Source organism: Caulobacter sp. BE264 (genome assembly GCF_031457805.1).
Taxonomy (GTDB): Bacteria; Pseudomonadota; Alphaproteobacteria; order Caulobacterales; family Caulobacteraceae; genus Caulobacter.
This window is the reverse complement of record NZ_JAVDXI010000002.1, coordinates 23594-44023: the sequence shown is the minus strand read 5'-3', so window position 1 is coordinate 44023 and position 20430 is coordinate 23594. Positions and strand designations below refer to the sequence as shown.

At 67.7% G+C, this 20430-nt stretch carries 27 protein-coding genes; 13 read left to right on the top strand and 14 right to left on the bottom strand.

The window, feature by feature from the left end; all coding sequences use genetic code 11:
• Positions 1-2: 2 nt before the first annotated feature.
• Positions 3-548, top strand: coding sequence for a gamma-glutamylcyclotransferase (locus tag J2X45_RS05435; RefSeq protein WP_310212253.1), 546 nt, complete (start codon positions 3-5; stop codon positions 546-548).
• On the opposite strand, the gene J2X45_RS05430 is transcribed toward J2X45_RS05435, so the two are convergent.
• Genes J2X45_RS05430 through ftsE form a run of 4 tightly spaced genes read right to left on the bottom strand, consistent with a single transcriptional unit; the run spans position 545 to position 3463 of the window.
• Complete coding sequence (locus tag J2X45_RS05430; RefSeq protein ID WP_310212251.1) at positions 545-1255, bottom strand: lysophospholipid acyltransferase family protein; 711 nt, start codon at positions 1253-1255, stop codon at positions 545-547. The two genes, J2X45_RS05435 and J2X45_RS05430, sit on opposite strands and share 4 nt — an antisense overlap.
• Complete coding sequence (locus tag J2X45_RS05425; RefSeq protein ID WP_310212249.1) at positions 1252-1869, bottom strand: YdcF family protein; 618 nt, start codon at positions 1867-1869, stop codon at positions 1252-1254. The genes J2X45_RS05430 and J2X45_RS05425 overlap by 4 nt, the downstream gene beginning before the upstream one ends.
• Complete coding sequence (locus J2X45_RS05420; RefSeq protein WP_310212247.1) at positions 1866-2759, bottom strand: ABC transporter permease; 894 nt, start codon at positions 2757-2759, stop codon at positions 1866-1868. The genes J2X45_RS05425 and J2X45_RS05420 overlap by 4 nt, the downstream gene beginning before the upstream one ends.
• On the bottom strand, positions 2756-3463 hold the full coding sequence (gene ftsE / locus J2X45_RS05415) for a cell division ATP-binding protein FtsE (RefSeq protein WP_181242816.1): 708 nt from the start codon (positions 3461-3463) through the stop codon (positions 2756-2758). Before ftsE ends, J2X45_RS05420 begins: the two co-directional genes overlap by 4 nt.
• 58 nt (positions 3464-3521) lie before the next feature.
• Here ftsE and J2X45_RS05410 point away from each other — a divergent pair, with 58 nt between their 5' ends.
• Complete coding sequence (locus tag J2X45_RS05410) at positions 3522-4472, top strand: MJ0042-type zinc finger domain-containing protein (protein WP_310212242.1); 951 nt, start codon at positions 3522-3524, stop codon at positions 4470-4472.
• The gene (locus J2X45_RS05405) at positions 4414-4995 is read left to right on the top strand and encodes a phosphoribosyltransferase (protein ID WP_310212240.1); all 582 of its coding nucleotides are present in this window, start codon (positions 4414-4416) and stop codon (positions 4993-4995) included. Before J2X45_RS05410 ends, J2X45_RS05405 begins: the two co-directional genes overlap by 59 nt.
• A 138-nt stretch (positions 4996-5133) precedes the next feature.
• On the opposite strand, the gene lysA is transcribed toward J2X45_RS05405, so the two are convergent.
• From lysA to argH, 3 genes are read right to left on the bottom strand one after another with little or no spacing between them, the layout of a single operon-like run.
• On the bottom strand, positions 5134-6399 hold the full coding sequence (gene lysA / locus J2X45_RS05395) for a diaminopimelate decarboxylase (protein ID WP_310212237.1): 1266 nt from the start codon (positions 6397-6399) through the stop codon (positions 5134-5136).
• A 9-nt stretch (positions 6400-6408) separates the two neighbouring features.
• Positions 6409-6729, bottom strand: coding sequence for a hypothetical protein (locus J2X45_RS05390; protein ID WP_310212234.1), 321 nt, complete (start codon positions 6727-6729; stop codon positions 6409-6411).
• Positions 6708-8126, bottom strand: a complete 1419-nt coding sequence (gene argH, locus J2X45_RS05385) for an argininosuccinate lyase (RefSeq protein WP_310212233.1) — start codon at positions 8124-8126, stop codon at positions 6708-6710. The genes J2X45_RS05390 and argH overlap by 22 nt, the downstream gene beginning before the upstream one ends.
• On the opposite strand from argH, the gene J2X45_RS05380 reads away from it, so the two are divergent.
• The 5 genes from J2X45_RS05380 (at position 8127) to J2X45_RS05360 (ending at position 11855) form a co-directional block, all read left to right on the top strand.
• Entirely contained in the window at positions 8127-8759 is a 633-nt protein-coding gene (locus J2X45_RS05380) for a TlpA disulfide reductase family protein (RefSeq protein ID WP_310212231.1), read from the top strand.
• Positions 8756-9484, top strand: coding sequence for a GNAT family N-acetyltransferase (locus J2X45_RS05375; protein WP_310212229.1), 729 nt, complete (start codon positions 8756-8758; stop codon positions 9482-9484). The genes J2X45_RS05380 and J2X45_RS05375 overlap by 4 nt, the downstream gene beginning before the upstream one ends.
• 147 nt (positions 9485-9631) lie before the next feature.
• Positions 9632-10870: an acyltransferase gene (locus J2X45_RS05370; RefSeq protein ID WP_310212227.1), complete on the top strand. Its 1239-nt coding sequence runs from the start codon at positions 9632-9634 to the stop codon at positions 10868-10870.
• Positions 10871-10887: 17 nt separating this feature from the next.
• Positions 10888-11535, top strand: a complete 648-nt coding sequence (locus tag J2X45_RS05365) for a hypothetical protein (protein WP_310213563.1) — start codon at positions 10888-10890, stop codon at positions 11533-11535.
• Between the two features lie 8 nt (positions 11536-11543).
• Positions 11544-11855, top strand: coding sequence for a transcriptional regulator (locus J2X45_RS05360; RefSeq protein ID WP_310212224.1), 312 nt, complete (start codon positions 11544-11546; stop codon positions 11853-11855).
• A gap of 7 nt (positions 11856-11862) precedes the next feature.
• Here the strand turns inward: J2X45_RS05360 and gluQRS are convergent, their stop codons facing one another.
• Both gluQRS and J2X45_RS05350 read right to left on the bottom strand, forming a co-directional pair.
• Positions 11863-12702 (bottom strand): tRNA glutamyl-Q(34) synthetase GluQRS, encoded by an 840-nt coding sequence (gene gluQRS, locus J2X45_RS05355; protein ID WP_310212221.1) that lies wholly within the window; start codon positions 12700-12702, stop codon positions 11863-11865.
• Positions 12699-13328, bottom strand: coding sequence for a TetR/AcrR family transcriptional regulator (locus J2X45_RS05350; protein WP_310212219.1), 630 nt, complete (start codon positions 13326-13328; stop codon positions 12699-12701). Before J2X45_RS05350 ends, gluQRS begins: the two co-directional genes overlap by 4 nt.
• Before the next feature lie 168 nt (positions 13329-13496).
• On the opposite strand from J2X45_RS05350, the gene J2X45_RS05345 reads away from it, so the two are divergent.
• The 5 genes from J2X45_RS05345 (at position 13497) to J2X45_RS05325 (ending at position 16052) form a co-directional block, all read left to right on the top strand.
• On the top strand, positions 13497-13607 hold the full coding sequence (locus J2X45_RS05345) for a hypothetical protein (protein WP_310212216.1): 111 nt from the start codon (positions 13497-13499) through the stop codon (positions 13605-13607).
• Between the two features lie 177 nt (positions 13608-13784).
• The gene (gene greA, locus J2X45_RS05340; RefSeq protein ID WP_310212214.1) at positions 13785-14267 is read left to right on the top strand and encodes a transcription elongation factor GreA; all 483 of its coding nucleotides are present in this window, start codon (positions 13785-13787) and stop codon (positions 14265-14267) included.
• Between the two features lie 51 nt (positions 14268-14318).
• Complete coding sequence (locus J2X45_RS05335; RefSeq protein ID WP_310212211.1) at positions 14319-14960, top strand: DNA-3-methyladenine glycosylase; 642 nt, start codon at positions 14319-14321, stop codon at positions 14958-14960.
• Between the two features lie 161 nt (positions 14961-15121).
• A complete protein-coding gene (locus tag J2X45_RS05330; protein WP_310212207.1) occupies positions 15122-15685 on the top strand; it encodes an HNH endonuclease in 564 nt (187 codons plus the stop codon).
• Between the two features lie 82 nt (positions 15686-15767).
• Complete coding sequence (locus J2X45_RS05325; protein WP_310212206.1) at positions 15768-16052, top strand: hypothetical protein; 285 nt, start codon at positions 15768-15770, stop codon at positions 16050-16052.
• Here J2X45_RS05325 and J2X45_RS05320 read toward each other — a convergent pair.
• From J2X45_RS05320 to J2X45_RS05300, 5 genes are all read right to left on the bottom strand, one after another.
• Positions 16045-16566: a VanZ family protein gene (locus J2X45_RS05320; protein ID WP_310212203.1), complete on the bottom strand. Its 522-nt coding sequence runs from the start codon at positions 16564-16566 to the stop codon at positions 16045-16047. The two genes, J2X45_RS05325 and J2X45_RS05320, sit on opposite strands and share 8 nt — an antisense overlap.
• A gap of 106 nt (positions 16567-16672) precedes the next feature.
• On the bottom strand, positions 16673-18472 hold the full coding sequence (locus J2X45_RS05315) for a M1 family metallopeptidase (RefSeq protein ID WP_310213561.1): 1800 nt from the start codon (positions 18470-18472) through the stop codon (positions 16673-16675).
• 71 nt (positions 18473-18543) lie between these two features.
• Complete coding sequence (locus J2X45_RS05310; RefSeq protein WP_310212201.1) at positions 18544-19104, bottom strand: demethoxyubiquinone hydroxylase family protein; 561 nt, start codon at positions 19102-19104, stop codon at positions 18544-18546.
• Positions 19101-19730, bottom strand: coding sequence for a disulfide bond formation protein B (locus J2X45_RS05305; protein WP_310212199.1), 630 nt, complete (start codon positions 19728-19730; stop codon positions 19101-19103). The genes J2X45_RS05310 and J2X45_RS05305 overlap by 4 nt, the downstream gene beginning before the upstream one ends.
• A complete protein-coding gene (locus J2X45_RS05300; RefSeq protein ID WP_310212196.1) occupies positions 19727-20335 on the bottom strand; it encodes a YqaA family protein in 609 nt (202 codons plus the stop codon). Before J2X45_RS05300 ends, J2X45_RS05305 begins: the two co-directional genes overlap by 4 nt.
• Between the last annotated feature and the right edge of the window lie 95 nt (positions 20336-20430).

Sequence of the window (20430 nt, the reverse complement as noted above, 5' to 3'; positions counted from 1 at the left end):
TGATGAGTTCAGAGGGCGGCGAGGATCGCTGGGTGTTCGGATACGGATCGCTGATGTGGCGGCCCGGGTTCCCGTTCATAGACCGAAGAACCGCCGTGCTCCACGGTCGGCGGCGGGCGTTCTGCATCTATTCGGTCCACCATCGCGGCACCTACGAACGGCCCGGCCTGGTGCTGGGCCTGGCGCCGGGCGGTTCAGTGCGCGGCATGGCCTATCGCGTCGCCGCCGCCGAGTGGGAGGGCGTCTACGCCTATCTCCGCGAGCGCGAGCAGCCGACCGAGACCTATTTCGAGACCTGGCGCGAGGTGAAGGTCGATGGTGGGGTGCGCACGCCCGCGCTGGTCTTCCTGTCGGACATGAAGCACAGCCAATGGGCCGGGGCCCTGAGTCTTGAAGAGCAGGCCGCGCTGATCGCCGGCGCGGTGGGCCTGTCGGGTCCCAACATCGACTACCTGCGCGATCTCGTCATGCACCTGCACGAGGACGGCGTGCGCGACCATGCGATGGAAAGGCTGCTGAAGATGGTCGAGGCGCGGGAGGCGGCCTAAAGCCCCGCGTCTTCCAGCGCCTTGGTCGCCGTGTCGATGCGGGTCTGCAGCTCGCGCATGAACTCGCCGCGCTTCAGGCCAGCGGGGATCGCGGGCAGATACTCGAACACGATCGTGCCAGGCTGGATCAGGAAGCCTTTGTTCCAGTGCGAACCGCAGTTCAGCGCCAGCGGCGTCACTGGCATGTTCATTTCGCGATAGAGCGCAGCGATGCCGGGCTTGTAGTCGCCAGGCTCGCCGACCTTGCCGCGCGTGCCTTCGGGGAAGATCACGATCTGGCGGCTTTCCTTCATCCGGTCGACGGCGTCGCGGACCAGCTTCTTGAGCGCTGTGGAGTGGCCGTCACGATCCACGACGATCATCTGGGCCTTAAGGCCATGCCAGCCGAACAGGGGCACCATCAGGAGCTCCTTCTTCATCACGAAGCAGGCGTCGGGCAGCAGGGCGAACTGGCTGAACACGTCGAACATCGACTGGTGTTTGGCCGCGACGAGAGCCGGTCCGGTCGGGCGATGCTCTTGGCCGCGCACCTCGACCTTAACGCCCGCAAGGACGCGCAGGCCCACGATGAGGCCCTTGGCCCAGGTGGTCAGGCACCAGGTGTTGACGCCGCGCGGCAGCGGCAGGACCAGCAGCATGCCGACGGCCCAGGCGATCGACCAAAGCCAGAAGGCCAATTGGAACAGAAGCGAACGCAGATAGATCAAGACTCTTCCTTCGCCGCCGGGGCGGCCTTGTCCTTCGGTCCCAGCCCCAGGAACGCTTCGCGACCCAGAATCGCCAGGTACTTGCAGTACTCCACGATCATGCGTCGCGCGCTGACGCCGGTCTTCCACCAGCGACGGGCGTTCAGATCGGTCTTCACCGGATAGGGGTGCAAGGCCACATGCGGCATGGCGGCGTGCAACTCAAGCATCGACCGGGGCATGTGGTAGTCGGCGGTGACGACGATCAGGCTCTTGTAGCCTTTGGAGCGCGCCCATTCGGCTGTCTCGCGGGCGTTGCCGACCGTGTTGGCGGCGGAAAAACCCAGGTCGACGCAGCAGTCGTAGATCGGCTTCACCGCCTTGGTGACGGCCTGGATCTCCGAACGGGTGGCTTCGCGATTGACGCCGGAGATCAGCAGCCGCTGGCCTTTGCCTTCTTCCAGAAGCCGCGTCGCGGCCTCCAGGCGGAGGGTCGAGGCGCCGGTCAGGGCGACGACGCCGTCTGATATGGGCGGCTCGGGCGCCGGGGTCGACTGGTCGACCCGCCCCGTGAACGCCAGGAGTCCAAGGCCCCAGATCATCAGGGCGATCAGCAAGGCGGCCAAGGTCTTCACGGCATCTCCCCCACGATGCGCGACGCCGCCAGACGGGCCGAGACGCCGGCGATCAGCGCCGCCAGCACCGGCGCGGGCAGGGCGGCCAGCAGGTCGATCCAGGCCAACGGGAGCACCGGAACAACGCCCGCCCCGCCGCCGAAGTAGCGCGCGAGCGCCCCGATGATGGCCGCCCCTGCGCCGCCCAGCAACCCCGCCAGCGCGCCCATGGTCGCAAACCGGTTCTGGAACAGGCTGGCGATGAAGCGGGCCTCGGCGCCCGAGAAGTGCAGCACCTCGATGACGTCGCGCCGCGCCGCCAAGCCCGCCCGCGTCGCGAAGGCGATCACCGCCGCCGTGGCCGCCGCGATGAGGGCGAAGACGCCCAGCGCCGCGAACCGGGCGATATCCGCCGCGCGCTCGATATCGGCGATCCAGCGGCTGTGATCGTCCACGGTGGCGTCGATGCCCGCCGCGCGCAGCGCGCGATCCAGAATGGTTGCGGTCGGCGGGGCCTTGGGGTCGAGCTCGAGCGTGACGAGCCGCGGAGTCGGCAGATCATCGACGAGGGCCTCGGCTCCGATCCAAGGCGCGAGCAGCGCCTCGGCCTTCTCGCGCGGCAGGGCCTGGGCCTCGACCACGCCGCGCACGCCGGCCAGGGTCTCGGCGGCGCGGGCGGCGGCGCTGTCGGGCGTCTCGTTGACGCGGGCGCGGACCACCACCGTCGCTGAGCCGCTGAGCTGCGCCGTCCAGCCGTGCGCGGCGCGATTGGCCGCCAGGGCGGCGAAGGCGGTGAGGCATGCCAGGAAGCACAGCACCGCCACCACGAACACCAAGGCGCCGTCGCGGGCGTCGCGCGGCGGCAGCAGCGGACCGGGCCGCCAGCGCGACACCTGGAAGAACTCGCTCATGGCCGGCCTCCCAGATCCACGAGGCGCCCGTGCTCCAGATGCAGGGTCGGACGCGCGGCCCGCGCGACCAGGTCCTCGTCATGGGTGGCGATCAGCACGGTCGTGCCCAGGCGGTTCAGCTCGACGAACAGGCGCAGCAGACGCAGCGACATGGCCGGATCGACATTGCCAGTCGGCTCGTCGGCCAGCAGAACGTCGGGACGGTCGACGACGGCGCGGGCGATGGCCAGGCGCTGCTTCTCGCCGCCCGACAGCGTGGCGGGCAGGGCGTGCATCCGCTCGCCCAGGCCCACCCAATTCAGAAGCTCTGCGACGTCCTCGCGATAGGTGGCCGGCTTGCGGCCGAGGATTCGCAAGGGCAGGGCGGCGTTGTCGAACACCGACAGGTGCTCAAGCAGACGGAACTCCTGGAAGACCACTCCGATCCGGCGGCGCAGGAAGGGCAGGTCCGAGGCGTGGGTCAGGCTGACGTCACGCCCGAACAGCTCCACGCGACCCCGTGACGCACGGTGCGCCAGATAGATCAACTTGAGCAGCGAACTCTTGCCCGCCCCCGACGCGCCAGTCAGGAAGTGGAACGAGCCCTGGTCCAGGGAAAAGCTTATATCTCTGAGCGTTTCCGGACCCCGCCCATAGCGCATCGACACGCCTTCGAAGCGGACCACCGGAAGGGCGTCATCGCCCTGTTCTGTGTCGATCCGCAAGGCGCGTCACTGGGCTTTCTGGACATCAGGGTTAAAATCAGCGACCCCATGAAGTCATGTGGGGTTCGTTCGATTCGCGGCCATGATACTGACCTGTCCGGAGTGCGCCAGCCGCTATTTCGTCGACGACTCCAAGGTCGGGCCGGAAGGCCGTGTCGTGCGTTGCGCCTCCTGCGGACACCGCTGGACCGCCCATCTCGAAGAGCCGCTGGACCTCTTCGACGAGCCTGAAATCTCCGAAAATCAAACTCCCAGCCCAACGCTCGACGCGCCCGAAGAAGTCGTCGTCGCCGAGGCCGAGGAACCGCCGGTCAGCGCACTTCCGGGCGAGGAGCTGCCCAAGGTCTTCCGAGCCCGCGCAGACGCCGAGCGCCGCCTGCGCGCAGCGACGGCGACGGGTGTGATCTGGGCCGGCATGGCCGCCGCCATGGCGGTGGTCGTGGTCGCCGCCCTGATCTTCCGGATCGATGTCGTGCGCATCATGCCGGGCTCCGCAGGCGCCTATGCAGCCGTCGGCCTGCCGGTGAACACGGTAGGCCTGTTGATCGACGCCGGCAGCATCAAGGCACAACCCTCGATGCAGGACGGCCATGCCGCCGTGACCATCACCGGCTCGATCCGCAACATCACCGAGCATGAAGTCATCGCCCCGCCTTTGCGCGTGGAGTTGCTCAGCAAGGAAAACAAGCGCGTCGCCGGGCAACTGGCCGCCGCCGCGGACCCCAAGATCCCGCCCGGCGAGGTGCGGCACTTCTCGATCACGTTCTTGGATCCCCCGCGCACGGCCAAGGACTTGCAGATCGGCTTCGCCACCGAGCCTGGCGCGGCCAAGGCGGTGAAGGCCGCTTTGAAGAAGCCGGAAGGTCACGCTGGCGAGCCGGAAGTCGCTCTGCGCGGCGCGCAGGACGCCCCTGTCGCGCACGAAGCGGCTGGACAGGAACCCCCGGGACATGAGAGCGGGGACCAAACGCCCCCTTCAGACTCTCACGAACCCGCCCATCATGAATGACCTCCCCAAGCCCGAAGTCCTGATCTCGGAAGCCGAGATCGCCGAGCGGGTTCAAAAACTGGCCGAACAGATCGCGCCGCGCATCGACGACGACACCGTCGTGGTCTGCCTGCTGACCGGCGGTCTGTGGTTCGCCGCTGACCTGACCCGCGCCCTGTGGAAAGCGGGCCGCGACGTCCGCTTCGACGCCCTGTGGCTGGCCTCCTATCACGACGAGCGCAAGAGCTCGGGCCGCTGTGAGGTCCGCGCCGACCTGCAGCGCCCGCTGGTCGGCCGCCGCGCTCTGGTCGTCGACGACGTCTTCGACACCGGCCTGTCGCTTTCCGAGGCCGCGCGCCTCGTGAAGGACGCCGGCGCCAGCGAAGTGCTGACCGCCGTCTTCGCCCGCAAGCCTTGGCCCAAGGATCGCGGCATGGACCCCGACTTCGTGGCCTGGGAAGCGCCGGCCCGCTACCTCGTGGGCTACGGCCTCGACGACGAAGGCAAGAGCCGGGGCCTGCCGTATATCGGCGCGATGGATTGATGCTTTCCTTCTCCCCTTGCGGGAGAAGGTGTCAGCGAAGCTGACGGATGAGGGGTGTCGTGGCATCGGCCACGCGACCCCTCACCCGACCCACTGCGTGGGCCACCCTCTCCCGCAAGGGGAGAGGGAAACTCCTGATCAAACCCAGTCCGGCACCAGATCTCGCGCCAGCATCTCGTCATAGGTCGGCCGCTTGCGGATCACCGCATAGCGGTCGCCGTCGACCAGCACCTCGGGCACCAGCGGCCGGGTGTTGTACTCGCTGGCCATGGCTGCGCCATAGGCGCCCGCCGACATGAAGGCCACCAGGTCTCCCGCTGCGAACGGCGGCAGGGCGCGGTCGCGGGTGAAGGTGTCGCCCGTCTCGCAGACCGGACCGACCACGTCATAGACTGTCTCGCCGGCGCGCTGCGTCACTGCACGAATGTCGTGGAACGCGTCGTACATGGCCGGGCGGACCAGGTCGTTCATGGCCGCGTCGATGACCAGGAACTTGCGACCCTCGGGGCGTTCGTGGACGTGGATCACTTCCGACACCAGCACGCCGGCGTTGGCGGCGATCACCCGGCCAGGCTCGAAGGCCAGGGTCACGGGCAGGCCTTGAGTGACCTCGCCGACCATGGCTGCGAACTCGGCGGGCGAGGGCGGTTCGGGGTGGTTGAAATAGGGCACGCCCAGGCCCCCGCCCAGGTCCAGGCGCTCGACCGACAGGCCCTCGCCGAGCAGTTGCTCCACGAGGCCTCGCATCTTGGTGAAGGCCGCGCGCATGGGGGCCAGATCGGTGATCTGGCTGCCGATGTGGCAGGCCACGCCCACGGGTTCGAGGTTGGCGTTGTTGCTGGCGTTGGCGTAGAGGCGCGCGGCCTCGGCGAACGAGACGCCGAACTTGTTCTCGGACTTGCCGGTGGCGATCTTGGCGTGGCCGCCGGCCGCGACGTCCGGATTGACCCGGAAGGCGACCTTGGCGCGGACGCCCAGCTCAGCGGCGACGTCGGCGATCAGGTTGAGCTCCGGCTCGGACTCGACATTGATCTCGGCGACGCCGGCTTGCAGCGCGAAGGCGATCTCACGGCGGGCCTTGCCGACGCCCGAAAAGACGATCCGCTCGCCGGGGATGCCGGCGGCCAGAGCGCGGCGGACCTCGCCCTCGGAGACCGTGTCGGCGCCCGCGCCCAGGTCGCCCAGCACCTTGAGCACCGCGACATTGGAATTGGCCTTCACGGCGTAGGCGATGAGCGGATCGACCACGCCGGACATGGCCAGGGCGTCGCGGAACACGACGAAGTGCCGCTCCAGGGTGGCGCGGCTGTACACATAGACCGGCGTGCCGACCTCGGCCGCGATCTTGGCCAGGGGCACGCCTTCGCAGGCCAGGCCCTGCGGGCCGTACTCGAAGTGGTTCAACGGAGTCTCTTAGTTGGGCGTGGCGCCGGGGAAGCCGGCCGCGGACGGACCGCCGAACGGATCCCGGGTGCCCGGCAGGGGCGCGGCGCGAATGGTGCGGTTGCTGGAGGCCGGGTCCCGGATCTCCTGGGCGCCGCCGGCGCGGGCGGGTTGGTTGGCCTGGGCCGAGGCCATGCGGCGCTCGGCGGCCCAGGCGGCCTTCTTCTGGGCGTCCCACATCGGGGCGGGACGTTCCAGCGCGCCCTGTTTGCCGCAGGCGGCGGCCGTGACGGCCAGGGCGGCCAGGGCGAGGGTCGTCAGAGTGCGGCTCATGCCAGCTGTTCCTTCCAACGCGCGATCTGGGCGCGGACCTGGGCGGGGGCCGTCCCGCCATAGCTCATGCGGCTGGCCGCCGAGGCGGCCGGGGTCAGGACGGCGTAGACGTCGTTCGTGATCCGGGGCTCGATCTCCTGGAACTGCGCCAGGGAAAGATCCGCCAGGTCGACGCCCAAGCCTTCGGCCGTCTTTACGGCGGAGCCTGTCACGTGGTGGGCGTCACGGAAAGGCATGTTCAGCGTCCGCACCAGCCAATCGGCCAGATCGGTGGCGGTCGAGAAGCCCGCGCCGGCCGCCTTGGCCATGTTTTCGGTGTTCGGGGTCAGGTCGGCGATCATGCCGGCCATGGCCAGCAGGCTGAGTTCGAGCGCGTCGAAGGCCTCGAAGGTCGGGACCTTGTCCTCCTGCATGTCCTTCGAATAGGCCAGCGGCAGACCCTTCATGACCACGGTCAGGGTGGTCAGCGACCCCAGAATCCGGCCGACCTTGGCGCGGATCAGCTCGGCTGCGTCGGGGTTCTTCTTCTGCGGCATGATCGAGCTGCCGGTCGTGAAGGCGTCGGTCAGCTTGATGAAGCCGAACATCGGCGTCGTCCACAGCACGATCTCCTCGGCCAGGCGCGACAGGTGCGTGGCGGTGATCGAGGCGGCCGACAGGGCCTCCAGGGCGAAGTCGCGCGAGGAGACGCTGTCCAGCGAGTTGGCGGTCGGGCGGTCGAAGCCCAGCGCGCTCGCCGTCTGCTGACGGTCGATCGGGAAGGGCGAGCCGGCCAGGGCCGCCGCGCCCAGCGGACATTCGTTCATGCGGGTGCGGGCGTCGCGGAAGCGGCCGGCGTCGCGGCCGAACATCTCGACATAGGCCATCAGGTGGTGGCCGAAGGTGACCGGCTGGGCCGGCTGCAGATGGGTGAAGCCGGGCATCAGCGCGTCGGCGTAGGTTTCGGCCCGGGCCAGTAGGGCTTTCTGCAGCGCCTCGAGCTGGCCGACGGTGCGGTCGCAGGCGTCGCGGACCCACAGGCGGAAATCAACGGCCACCTGGTCGTTGCGCGAGCGGGCGGTGTGCAGCCGGCCCGCCGTCGGGCCGATCAGCTCGCGCAGCCGCGCCTCGATATTCATGTGAATATCTTCGTACTCGTCGCGGAACGGGAAGGTTCCTGACAGCAGCTCGTCCTCGACGCGGGCGAGACCCTCCAGGATTTCCTCCCCGTCATGGCTTGAAATCACGCCCTGGTTCATCAACATCCGGGCGTGGGCGCGGGAGCCTGCCAGGTCCTGCGCCCACAGGCGCTTGTCGAAACCGATGGAGACGTTGATCGCCTGCATCAGTTCCGCCGGCTTGGCCGAGAACCGGCCGCCCCACATAGCTTGGCCCTGGCCATTGGCCTTGGGCGTGTTGGAGGCGTTGTCGGTCATATGAACGAAGTCCAGTCGGGTCAAAACGGCGAGGAAGCCAAGAAGCGTAATCCCATGAGACTGGCGCTGGCGGGCGTCATCCTCGTGGGCGTCGCGGCGGTTCTATACGTCATCGCGTCGGCTTCGTTCAAACCCTCTGGGCCCGCCGACCTCACAGAATTCAAGAAGGGCGCTTTCGAGAAGCTAGACGTGCCCGCCACGCCGCGTCCTGCGCCGACGACGGTGTTCACCTCGATGGACGGCAAGCCCGCGACCCTGGCCGACTTCAAGGGCCGCGTCGTGGTCATGAACCTCTGGGCGACCTGGTGCGCGCCGTGCAAGGCCGAGATGCCGACGCTGGCCAAGCTGCAGTCGGCCTACGCCACCCAGCCGGTAACCGTGCTGCCGATCAGCGTCGACCGCGACAGCGACCTGAACCTCGTCCGTGAGGAGATGGCGGCCAATCCGCCGCTCGTCACCTATCGCGACCCCTCCTACAAGCTGTCCTTCGACCTGCAGCCGCGCGCCCAGGGCTATCCGACCACGATCATCTATGACCGTCAGGGCCGTGAGCGCGCGCGCCTGGCCGGGCCGGCTGACTGGTCCGCGCCCGAGGTGCGGGGAATCGTTGAAAAGCTTCTGGCCGAAAAGTGATCGATCCCGCGCGGCTGGAGCCGCTGGCCGACGACGCCTGGCCCGCGCGTGAGCGGGCCGCCCTGGGCGGCTGGCGGCTCAACGCGGCTTCGGGCCATTCGATGCGCATCAACGCCTGCTGGCCTTTGGGCGCGCCGGATCGCGATGTCGATGCGGCGATAGCGGCGGCCGAGGCGTGGTTCGAGGCGCGGGGTCTGCCACCGCGCTTCAAGCTGACGGACGCTGCCGTTTCGCCGGCGGATCTCGATCGACGGCTCGCCGTGCGCGGCTACGCGCCGACCAAGGAAACCGTCGTGATGCTGGGCCCGACGCGCGGGGAGGGAAGCGATCGGGTGGTGATCTCGACGACGCCCGACGACGCCTTCGAGCAAGTGTTCACCGCCACGGCTGGCGATCCCGAGGACGGTCGCGAACGCCTGGAGACCCTCCGGCGCATCCCGGCGCCCGCCCGGTTCGCACGCCTCGATATTGACGGCGCGCCGGCGGCGATCGGCGCCAGCGCCATCGGCGGCGGCTTCGCGGGCGTCTTCGGCATGCGCACCGCGCCAATGCATCGTCGCAAGGGCCTGGCTCGCCTGGTCCTGCGCGCCCTGCTGGCCGAGGCTTCGGTGCTGGGCGCCGACCAAGCCTGGCTGCAGGTCGAGGCCGACAACGCGCCCGCCATCGCCTTGTATGCCGATGAGGGTTTTGCGCCGGCGTATCGGTATCGCTACTGGGCGCGGTGAGCGCCAGAACGTCCGTAAATTCAAGCTATTAATCCGTGTCATCCCGGCGCTCCGCTGCGCTTTGGCCGGGATGACACGGCATCGGAGAATACAGGCTTACGATAGACTAGTTTACAAAACAAACTTGTTGATACATGGTGCCGCCACTTGAGGAAGGGGAGCCAACCCATGCACGCGCCCATCAGCGCCACCGAACGATCGACGATCGCCCAGATCGGCGGCCGCAACGCCCCGATCGGCGCCTTGCGCGCCTTCATCACCTTGCTGGTGATCGCCCACCACACGGTGCTGGCCTATACGCCGAACTCGCCCCCCATCGGCGACTTCGGCCAGGCCCCGTACCTGTGGCAGGCGTTCCCGGTCCGCGATCCTCAGAAGTTCGAGCTGTTTGGACTGCTGACTCTGATCAACGACCTCTTCTTCATGTCGCTGATGTTCTTCATTTCGGGCCTGTTCGTCGCCGACGGCCTGAAGGCCAAGGGCGAGGGCGGCTTCCTGGCGGGGCGCGCCGCGCGCCTCGGGGTTCCGTTCGCGCTCGCCGCCGGCCTGCTGGCGCCGCTGGCCTATTTCCCGGCGTGGCTGCAGGCCGGGGGAGATCTCTCCCTGGCCGCCTTCGCCGGGGCCTGGCTCGACCTGCCGTCCTGGCCCAGCGGTCCGGCCTGGTTCCTGTGGGTGCTGCTCGTCTTCGGCGCGGCGGTCACGGCCATCAATCTCGTCGCGCCGGGCGTGATCGAGGGCCTGGGGCGGCTGGTGCGAGGCGCTGACCGCAAGCCGGGCCTGTTCTTCCTGGGGCTCGTGATCGCCAGCGCCGCAGCCTACATCCCGATGAGCGCGACCTTCACCTTCATGCACTGGACGCAGATCGGGCCTTTCACGGTGCAGACCTCGCGCGTCCTTCATTACTTCGTCTATTTCCTGGCCGGCGTCGCGGTCGGCGCGGCGGGCGTCGGCCAGGGGCTTACCGATGCGGAGGGCAAGCTGGCCAAGCGCTGGTGGGCTTGGCAGGCCGCCCCGATCCTGCCCGTGGTGGGTGTCATCGCGGTGATCATCATGGCCTTCTCGCCCAAGCCGCCGCCGCGCCTGGCGCTGGACATCGGCGGCGGCGTAATGTTCGCCTTGGCCTGCGCCACCCTGTCCTTTGCGGCCCTGGCGACCTTCCTGCGGTTCGTGAAGAAGACCGGTCCGATCGGCGCCAGCCTGCAGGCTAACGCCTATGGCATGTACCTGACCCATTACGTCTTCACGTCCTGGCTGGCCTGGCTGCTGCTGCCCCAGGCCTGGGGCGGGCTGGCCAAGGGCGCGGCGGTGTTCGGCGGCGCCGTCGTCCTGAGCTGGATCCTGACCATGGGTCTGCGCCGCCTGCCGCTGTTGGGTCGAATCCTGTGACCGTCCATGATGCCGCGCTGAAAGGGGCCGACATGAGCAAAGACCTGAAGAGCGTCCAGGATGACCTGGCCTTCCTGCGCGGCCTGGCCGAGGGCTCGCAGGAGCGTGGCGGGCTGGGCGTCGCCGGCGGGGCGCTCTATGGCGCGGCCGGGCTGCTCTATGGGCTGCAGTCCCTGATCTATGTCATCCAGGAGCGCGGTCTGATCGCCCTGGGCGGGCTCGGCAACCTGATCCTGGCGTGGGCGCCGACGGTGATCTTCCTGGTGCTGATGACCATCGTCATCATCAAGGACCACAAGAACCCGCAGCGCGGCGTCACCAATCGGGCGGTCAACGCCGCCTTCCAGGCGACCGGCGTGGCGAACCTGGCCCTGATCATCGTCTTTGCGGCCGCGGCCGCGCGTCACAAGGACTTCCACTACTGGCTGTTCCATCCGGCGGTGGTGTTCATCCTGCAAGGCGCGGTGTGGCAGGTGATCTATGTGCTGCGCCGGCGGATGTGGATGCTGGTCGTCGCCCTGGGCTGGCTGGTTTCTGGCGTGGCCATGGGACTTCTGATCGAGCGGGCGGACCTCTACCTGCTGATCGCCAGCTTTGGCCTGTTCGCGTTCATGGCGGCCCCCGGCTTCTACATGATGCGCCAGGCCATGCGGTCGGCGGCCTGAGGCGCTCGGTGGCCCCCAAGTTCGACATCAGCGGGCTGGACGACGTGATCCACGGCCGGGTGCGGCTGGGCATCGTCGCCTATCTGGCCAGCGCTGAAGTGGCTGACTTCACCGAGCTCAAGGATGTGCTCGAGGTCACCCAGGGCAATCTCTCGATCCACCTGCGCAAGCTGGAGGAGGCTGACTATGTGTCGATCGACAAGAGCTTCGTCGGCCGCAAGCCTCTGACCCGCGTGCGGCTGACCGACACCGGCCGCGCGGCGTTCTCGAACTATCTGAAGGCCATGGGCCAGTTGGTGGAGCAGGCTGGCGGCGGCTGATCGCCGCTCAAGCAAATCCGAGCTCTGCCCGCAGCGCCGAGGCGGTCATTCCTGTCGCCCGGAGCTCCCGCAAGGTCTGGGCCTTGTCGCGCTTGGCGTAGCGCTTGCCGTCGGGCCCGGTCAGCAGGCCGTGGTGGCGATAGGTCGGGGTCGGCAGGTCCAGCAGCGCCTGCAGCAGGCGCTGGATATGCGTGGCCTCGAACAGGTCCTCGCCCCGGATCACATGGCTGACGCCTTGCAGCGCGTCGTCGTGCACGACGGCCAGGTGGTAGGCCACGCCGACATCCTTGCGGGCCAGCACGATGTCGCCGGCGATCTCGGGCCGGGCCTGGATGGTTCGGGGCGATGATCCGTCGACGCCGTCCTCCACGAAGGTGAGGGCGTCGAAGCCGCCCAGAGTCTCGCGCGCCGCGGCCAGAGACAGCCGCCAGGCGAAGGGCTCGCCGCGCGACAGCCGCTCGGCCTCCTCGTGGGCGCCGAGCGGCGCGCCGACATAGGCGACGGCGGGCTCGTGCGGCGCGCGTCCGATGTCGATCTCCTTGCGGGTCTTGAAGCAACGATAGACGAGGCCACGGTCGCGCAGCCCCGCGATGGCCGTCTCAAAGTCAGCCAGATGCTCGGACTGTCGGCGGATCGGCTCTTCCCAGCGCAGGCCCAACCAGGCGAGGTCCTCCAGGATCGCCGCGTCGTACTCTGGCCGGCAACGGGTGGCGTCGATGTCCTCGATACGGAGGATAAAGCGCCCACCGGCTGCGCGCGCCGCGTCGAAGGCGGTCAGCGCGGAATAGGCGTGGCCGCGATGCAGGTGGCCGGTCGGGGAGGGCGCGAACCGGGTGATGAACGTCAAGCCGGATCCTGGTCGATGACCTTGGCGAACATGCCCAGGTGCTCGAAGACCGCGCGCAAGAAGGCTTCCTCGCCGCCCAGCAGGTCTTTCAGCGGCGCGAACTGCTTGAAGCTGATCATCTCGGCCAGGCCGTGGCCGGCGCACCAGGCCGCGATCGTGGCCAGTTCCAGGTCGATCTCAGTGGCGCGCCCGCCGCTGTTCGCGCCGATGCTGTCGCGGACCTGGCAGTAGGCGCCGTCGTCCTTCAACTGATCGGGCAGGGCGTCCTTGTCGCGCGAGCGGTCGTACATCACGCGGTAGAGAGCCGGATTGTCGCGGGCGAAACAGACATAGGCCACGCCGATGTTGGTCATCTGATCCCGGGCGTTCTGGGTCGCGCCGCGCGCCTTGGACAGCGCTGCGTCCAACTCGTGCCAGCCCTCGTGGGCGACCGCTTCGAGCAGTTCGGCCTTGTCCTTGAAGTGGTGATACGGCGCGGCGGGGCTCACGCCGGCTTCTCGCGCGACCGCGCGCAGCGACAGGGCGGCCGGGCCGTCAGTCTCCAGGATCTTGCGCGCCGCATCGATCAGGGCGCGGCTCAGATCACCATGGTGATAGGGGCGGGATTCGGCGGTCGCAGTGCTCATCGGCCTCACTCTAACCATAGCTTTCTAAAATTTCATCTAAACGCTGTAAAGACCATCTTGACGGCGTTTAGATTGGTGTTATCTAAGCATTGTCCAGATTGGCTCGCGGCAAGCGAGGCCGATGATCCATAGGGGATCGGGACAAAGCCATTGAGAGGGACCACCATCATGAACCGCACGCTGAACGCCTTTGAAAACGCCTTCGACCGACTGGCCGCTGGCTATTTCCTGGTCATCGCCCTGGGCGTCGCCGCAGCCATCGTCGGCGTTGTTCTCTAAGATCGATGACTCGCGATCGGCGGGTTGGTCGCCGCGACCGCCCGCCGTCGTGTTCCAGACCGCAGGCTTGAACCGCACCGTCGGCGGAGCTAACCAAAGCGGGACGCGTTTGCCCCCAGGCGCTCAGTTTTCGACGCGTCGCGGGCCTTTTCCAATGATTCAGAAGTCTTTCCGGCCATGAGCGTCGCCTTCACCAAGGAAGGCGACAGCGAAGCCTTCGCCGCCGACCTGCCGGACCGTCCGATTTCCACCCATCCGAACCTGGTGACGGCCGACGGCCTCTCCGAGATCGAGCGCGAACTGGCCGAGGCCCGCGCCGCCTATGCCGCCGCCCAGAGCGCCGGCGGCGCCGCCGACGGCGACCGCACGGCCATGGCGCGCGCGACCCGTGATCTGCGCTACTGGTCCGCGCGGCGGGCGACCGCTCAACTGATGGAGCGCGACCCTTCCAGGTCCGTCGTGCAGTTCGGCGACCGGGTCACGTTCGAGCGCGAGGACGGTCGCGTACAGACCTTCCGCATCGTCGGCGAGGACCAGGCCGATCCCGCCAAGGGCACCATCTCCTACATCGCGCCGATCGCCCGGGCCTTGCTCGGTAAGGCGGTCGGCGAGGTGTCCGCTGCGCCCGGCGGCGAGATCGAGATCACGGCGATCAACTAGAGCCGCAAGTTTCGGGTTGTGCTGGGATCCCCGCAGAGCCACCAAGCTACAATGTTCGACCCGCCTTCCGCAGAAGCGATCCTGGCCGCGCGCAAGTCACTGGCCGCCGCAGACCCCGCGCTCGCGGCGGTGGAGGCGGTGACGCCGGTTTTCGGCTGGCGCGTCGGCCTGGGCGGTTTTCCCGGTCTCTTGAAGATGATCGTGCAGCAGCAGGTCTCGCTGGCCTCGGCGGCGGCGATCTGGGCGCGGGTCGAGGCGGGCCTGCCGAAGATGACGCCAGAGATCGTCGCCGCTCACGACGAGGCCTATCTGCGGACGCTGGGTCTCTCGCAACCCAAGGCCCGCTATGCCCGCGCCATCGCCGAAGCCCATCTGTCCGGCGCCTGTGATTTTGACGCCCTGCGAGCGCTGCCCGACGAAGAAGCCATCGCGGCGCTGACCGCGATCAAAGGCGTGGGCCGATGGACAGCTGAGGTCTTCCTGATGTTCACGCAAGGACGGTTGGACCTCTTTCCCGGCGGCGACGTCGCGCTGCAGGAGGCCATGCGCTGGGTCGACAGGGTCGAGGTCCGACCGACCGAAAAACAGGCCTACGCCCGCGCCGAGCTCTGGCGACCTTATCGGGGTGTGGCCGCCCATCTGCTCTGGGCCTGCTACGGCGCCGTCAAACGACGCGAAATCGCGCCGTTCTGAAAACGAGCCAAGGATGTCTTGGTTCTGTCGCTGAGTCGGATCATCCTTGCTGTGCGTTCGGGAATGAATGGCGATTCCCTGAATAGCGTAGGAAGGAGGCCCGTCTTCAGTCCTGTCGCGTACCCCCCCGTCCGAGGCCTTGGTCGCCTCGAGAGGAGGACTTGATGCAGGTCCTCACCCGCCCGCCCTCGGGCATGCCCGCTCTGGTCCTGAACGCCGATTTCAGGCCGCTGAGCTACTATCCGCTGTCCCTCTGGCCGTGGCAGGAGGTGGTCAAGGCGGTGTTCCTGGACCGCGTCGATGTCGTGGCCAGCTACGACCAGGTCATTCACTCTCCCTCGTTCGAGATGAGGCTGCCCAGCGTGGTGGCGCTCAAACAGTATGTGCCGCAGGAGCGCCCGCCGGCGTTCACGCGCTTCAATCTGTTCCTGCGCGACAGCTTCAGCTGCCAGTACTGCGGCTCGCCCGAGGACCTGACGTTCGACCACGTGATCCCGCGCTCGCGTGGTGGCCGCACCACCTGGGAGAACATCGTCACCGCCTGCGCGCCGTGCAATCTCAGCAAGGGCGGGCGCACGCCGCGCGAGGCGGGCATGCAGACGTTCCACACCGCGCGGCGGCCGTCGATGTACGAGCTGCAGGAACGCGGGCGCCGGTTCCCGCCGGGGCGCTTGCATGTCAGCTGGCTGGACTACCTCTACTGGGACATCGAACTGGAGGCCTGATCGTGCGGACAGCTTAGCCGGGGGATGCAACCCAAGCTGCTCCGCAGGGGTTTTCACTGGGTAGTCGCTCCGGAGATCCCAGATGAGCCAGAACCCCGCTAACGACGCCGACAAGCGCCATTTCACCCATGGCACTTCGTCTTCAACCGCAGACATGGCGGCCGAGGGCGAGATCCGACCTGAGGACAAGCACTTCGACGCGCCCCACGCGCGTGAAGCGCGTCGTCCGTTGGCCGATGATGAAAAGCACGATCAGCTGGCCGGCAAGGTGGCCAAGTCCGAGAGCCGTCAGGAGGCCTTGCTTGACGAAGGGCTTGAGGAAAGCTTCCCGGGAAGCGACCCGGTCAGCGTGAAGCGGATCACCTGACCGGGAAGTGACGCGCGGCCCTTTGAGCGAAGCTGGCCTGCGCCGGGAGCCTCTCGGCGGTCGCAGTCTCGGCTGGCGCAAACGCGACCGCCGGGCGACGACGGGCCTGTCGGCGATCCAGGGCTGCGATCTCGGCGAAGGTTTTGTCGCCCTGTTCGCGCACCAACTTGCGAACGGTCTCGATCATGCTGGCGCCATAGATCGTGACCACGCCGGCCGCGTCGGCCATCCAGTCCAGGAGACTGGCGCTACGGCCGCCGAAGAGTTGCGCCACCTCGACCCCGGCGCCTAGCACCAGGGCGGCGATCGCCAGGTCGTTGCGCCGCATCCGCGGAAACGCCAGGAAGGACACGGCCAGGAGGCCGCCGAACGCGATCGCGTGCGCCGCTTTATCGTTTAGGCCCACGATCCGCTCAGCGCCTTGGAAGGGGCCCAGCGCCAGCACCGCGACCGCAAGGCCGCCCAGAACCAGCGTAACGCGGGCGGCGACGACGAAGTGGGTGGGCTTAAGCAAGAACGCGATCTCCTTGGGACCGCCCGGTCCTAAGGGAAAGATCGCGCTATTCGGTAAAGCGACAGGGTTAGTGAGAGATCACCAGCCCTGTCGGCGTCTCGGGAGACTACTTCTTCTCCGCCGCCTTCTCCTCCGCAGCCTTCTTGCGCGCCTCGGCCGCCGCCTTGTCAGCGGCGGCGCGCCAGGCCTGGTAGGCCTCGACATAGGGCTGACGCCGCAAAACCTTGGACGCGGGATCGACGATCACCGGCATGGCCTCGCCCACAGACACGCGGCCCGTTCCGCCCGTCATGGGAAGCGTGACGATCCGGTGTCCGACCTTCACCTCCACCGGCATCGGGAAGGGCTTATTGCTGGCGGTCTTCCAAGCCAGCACGAGGTCGCCGCCTTCACGCGTCTCGATCAGTTCAGGCGCGGCGGCGTCGTACAGATAGACAGCGAAGAACCAGCCAAGGTCCTTGCCGGTCACTTGGCCCACGATCTGCACGAAGTCCTGGGTGCCCAGATAACGCGGCGTGAAGTTTCCGGGCCTTGGATCATCGCGGCCATAGACGGCGATCCGCGTGATCCTGAAGAAGGCCTCGTCGCCGATCAGCGTGCGCAGCGTGTGGAGGACGTTCGAGGCCTTGTAGTAGATGTCGTTCCCCGGGCCGCGATCGCCGTTGTAGACGGCGTCTTCCTTGAGCGGACGGCCCGAGACGATCGGGAACTTGTTGCGGACGGCCAGACGCTGAGTGTTCAGCCGGCTCATGTACTCCATGTCGCCGTGCAGCCACTGCGAGTAGAGCGGCTGCATGTAGGTGCCGAAGCCCTCGTGCAGCCACATGTCGTCATTGTCGACATCGGTCAGCTGGTTGCCGAACCACTCGTGCGCGAACTCGTGCTGCAGCAGCCAGTCAAAGCCGTAGCCGTCGAGGCGGTAATCGTTGCCATAGGCGTTGATGGTCTGGTGCTCCATGCCGAGATGCGGCGTTTCGACGACGCCGATCTTCTCGTCCCGGAATGGGTAAGGGCCGATCATTTGCTCGAAGAAGTCGACCATCGGCGTGAACTCGGCGAACAGGCCCTTGGCTTTTTCAGCGCGTCCCTTCAGGTGCCAGTACGACATCGGAATGCTGTCGCCGAACCGGCTCTTGTATGTGGCCGTCAGCTCCTCGTACGGACCGACGTTGAGCGCGATGGCGTAGGTGTTCGGATTGCGGGCTCGCCAGTGGTAGGTGCGCCAGCCGTCCTTCTCGGTCATGCCCTTGAAGACGCCGTTGGCCGGCGCGACCAGCGGGGCGGGGACCGTGATGTGCAGGTCGACCAGCTTGGGCTCGCCCGTCGGATAATCGATACAGGGCCAGAAGAGGTCGCAGCCGTCGCCTTGAACGGCCGTGGCGATCCACGGCTCGCCGGTCTCGGTCTTGCCCCAGACAAAGCCGCCGTCCCATGGCGCGCGCTTGGCCTCGTAGGGCACGCCGTCATAAGTGACGGAAAGCGTGGCCTGCTTGCCCTTGGCCACCTTTCTGGGGAGGGCGATGGTGAGCCGGCCTTCCGGATTGCTCCAGGCGCCGACTTTCAGCGCCTTGCCGTCGATCGTCAGCTTGCGGATCGCAAAGACGCGGTCGAAGTCGACCACCAGCCTGTCCAGCCTGGACTTGGCCGTGAAGGTGAGGGTGGCCTCGCCTTCGATGGCCTTCTTCTCGGGCAGGATCTTGAGCTTCAGATCGGCGTGATCGAACGCCAGCGCCTGTTGCTCGGCGGGCATGGCGCCGCCGGTCTCGAGACTGAGAGCGCTGGTCTTGAGGGCCTGCGCCGAGGTCTCGGTGGCGACGAGCGCCAAGGCGGAAGCCGCGCAGGCGGCGAGAACGCGGAAACGGCGCGACAACGGACGACTCCCCCAACCCGGACGATCAGGGGGTATCGGTAGGCGCGCGCGCCAGAGACGCCAAGCATCCGACCAAGAAAATGGCGTCGAAACGCGCGCGGCGCGGGTCAGATTTTCTCGCTGATCTTGATCGCCGCGCGGCAGCCCGCCTGGATCACCGCCGTCAGAAGCGGATAGGCCGTCGCCTCGTGCGCGCCTTCCTCGACGGCGAGGTCGCGGTGGGCCAGTTCATCGTCGCGGAACTGGCTGAGCTCGGCGGCCAGCGCGGGGTCGCGGTCCTTCAGTTCCTCGATCTGGCCGGCGTAGTGCTTTTCGATCACCGTCTCGACGGCTTCGGTGCAGGCGTGGGCGGCCTTGTCGCCCAGCAGGGCTGTGCCCGCGCCAAGCGCGAAGGCCGCCGCGCGCCAGATCGGCGACATCAGGGTCGGACGCACGCCGCGCTCGGTCAGAAGGTCGTTGAAGCGGGACAGGTGGACCTGCTCGTGGCCCTCCATCTCGCGCAGCTGATCGGCGATGCGTTCACGGCCCGGCGCGGCGCGCATCACCGCCGCCTGGCCGCGATAGATATGGACGGCCGCCAGTTCGCCCGCCTGATCGACGCGCAGAATCTCGGCCAGACGCGCCTTGGAGGCTGCTGAACCGGGGCGAGGCGGGACGGGACGGGTCATGCCGGGGTCTCCGACTTGCGGAACGCCGCCAGGACGGACCAGACGGCGAGCTTGAGCGAGATCAGGACGTTCCAGCCGGCCATGGACAGGCCCAGGAACACCCAGGCGGCCTTGTCACAGGCCGGCGGCTTGATCGCCGCCGTGCCCTTCAGCATCGCTTCCAGGTTCGATGCCGCAGCAGCGTCGCCGCCCGAACAGGTCTTGGGACCCGGCCACCACTTCCACTCGGCGCCGGCGTGATAGGTCGCCAGACCCGCGCCGTAGAGGAAGATCGCGCCCAGCAGCAGGGCGACGGGAAGACGCAGGCGCGGCCACAAGGGCGTGCGCTGGAGGATCAGTCCCACCAGGCCGACCGTTCCCGCGACCCAGTAGACCTCGCGTTGCTTCAGGCACAGGTGGCAGGGCGCGAGGCCGCCGAACTTTTCGAAGGCGTGGGCGGTGGCCAGCAACAGCGCGCTCGACAGCAGCGCCATCAGCGGCCAGTGCCGGGTCACGACGTCGACAGTACGATCCACGATCGACGGCGCGGGGGCCTCGACCGGCGCCGGGCCGCGCACGGGCGTGGCTTGCGGCTCAAGCGCGCCGGCCGGACCAGCCTTCTCGACCTTAGGGTCCTCAGTCGTCATGCCACGCAGGCTCCAGCGTCTCCATTTCCGCCTAGGAGGTGGCTGGCGCCGAGACCGATGACAAGGAGCGCGATCAAAATTCCCGCGAACAAGGCCAGGCGTCGCTCGATCACCGGCAGCAGGGCCGGGCCGAACTTCTTGACCACGAACGCCACCAGGAAGAACCGCGCGCCTCGGGTGATCACCGAGGCGGCGATGAACATCGGGAAGCTGAAGGCCGCCAGGCCCGAGGCGATGGTCACCAGCTTGTAGGGAATGGGCGTCAGGCCCTTGGCCAGGATCAGCCAGACCCCGTACTTGCCGTACCAGCACTGAAACTCTTCAAGCCCGCCGGCGTGACCGGTGACGGTCATCATCCAGATGCCGAGGTCCTGCAGGAAGAAGCCGATCGCATAGCCCAGAATACCGCCCAGCACCGACGCCACCGTACAGAGCGTCGCGTAGCGCCAAGCCTTCTCGGGCTTGGCCAGGCACATCGGCGCCAGCATCACGTCCGGCGGAATCGGGAAGAACGAGCTCTCGGCGAACGAGACGGCGAACAGGCTCTTGGAGGCGTGACGGGAAGCGGCCAGGCCCATGACCCAGTCGTAGAGGCGACGCAGCATGCGAACTCCGATGTCGTGACCAGCCTAGCTAGCAGGGGTCGGCGCGCTTGTCCGCAAGGATGTCGGCGCGCGCGGCTTCCCGCCCGCGCGCGCCG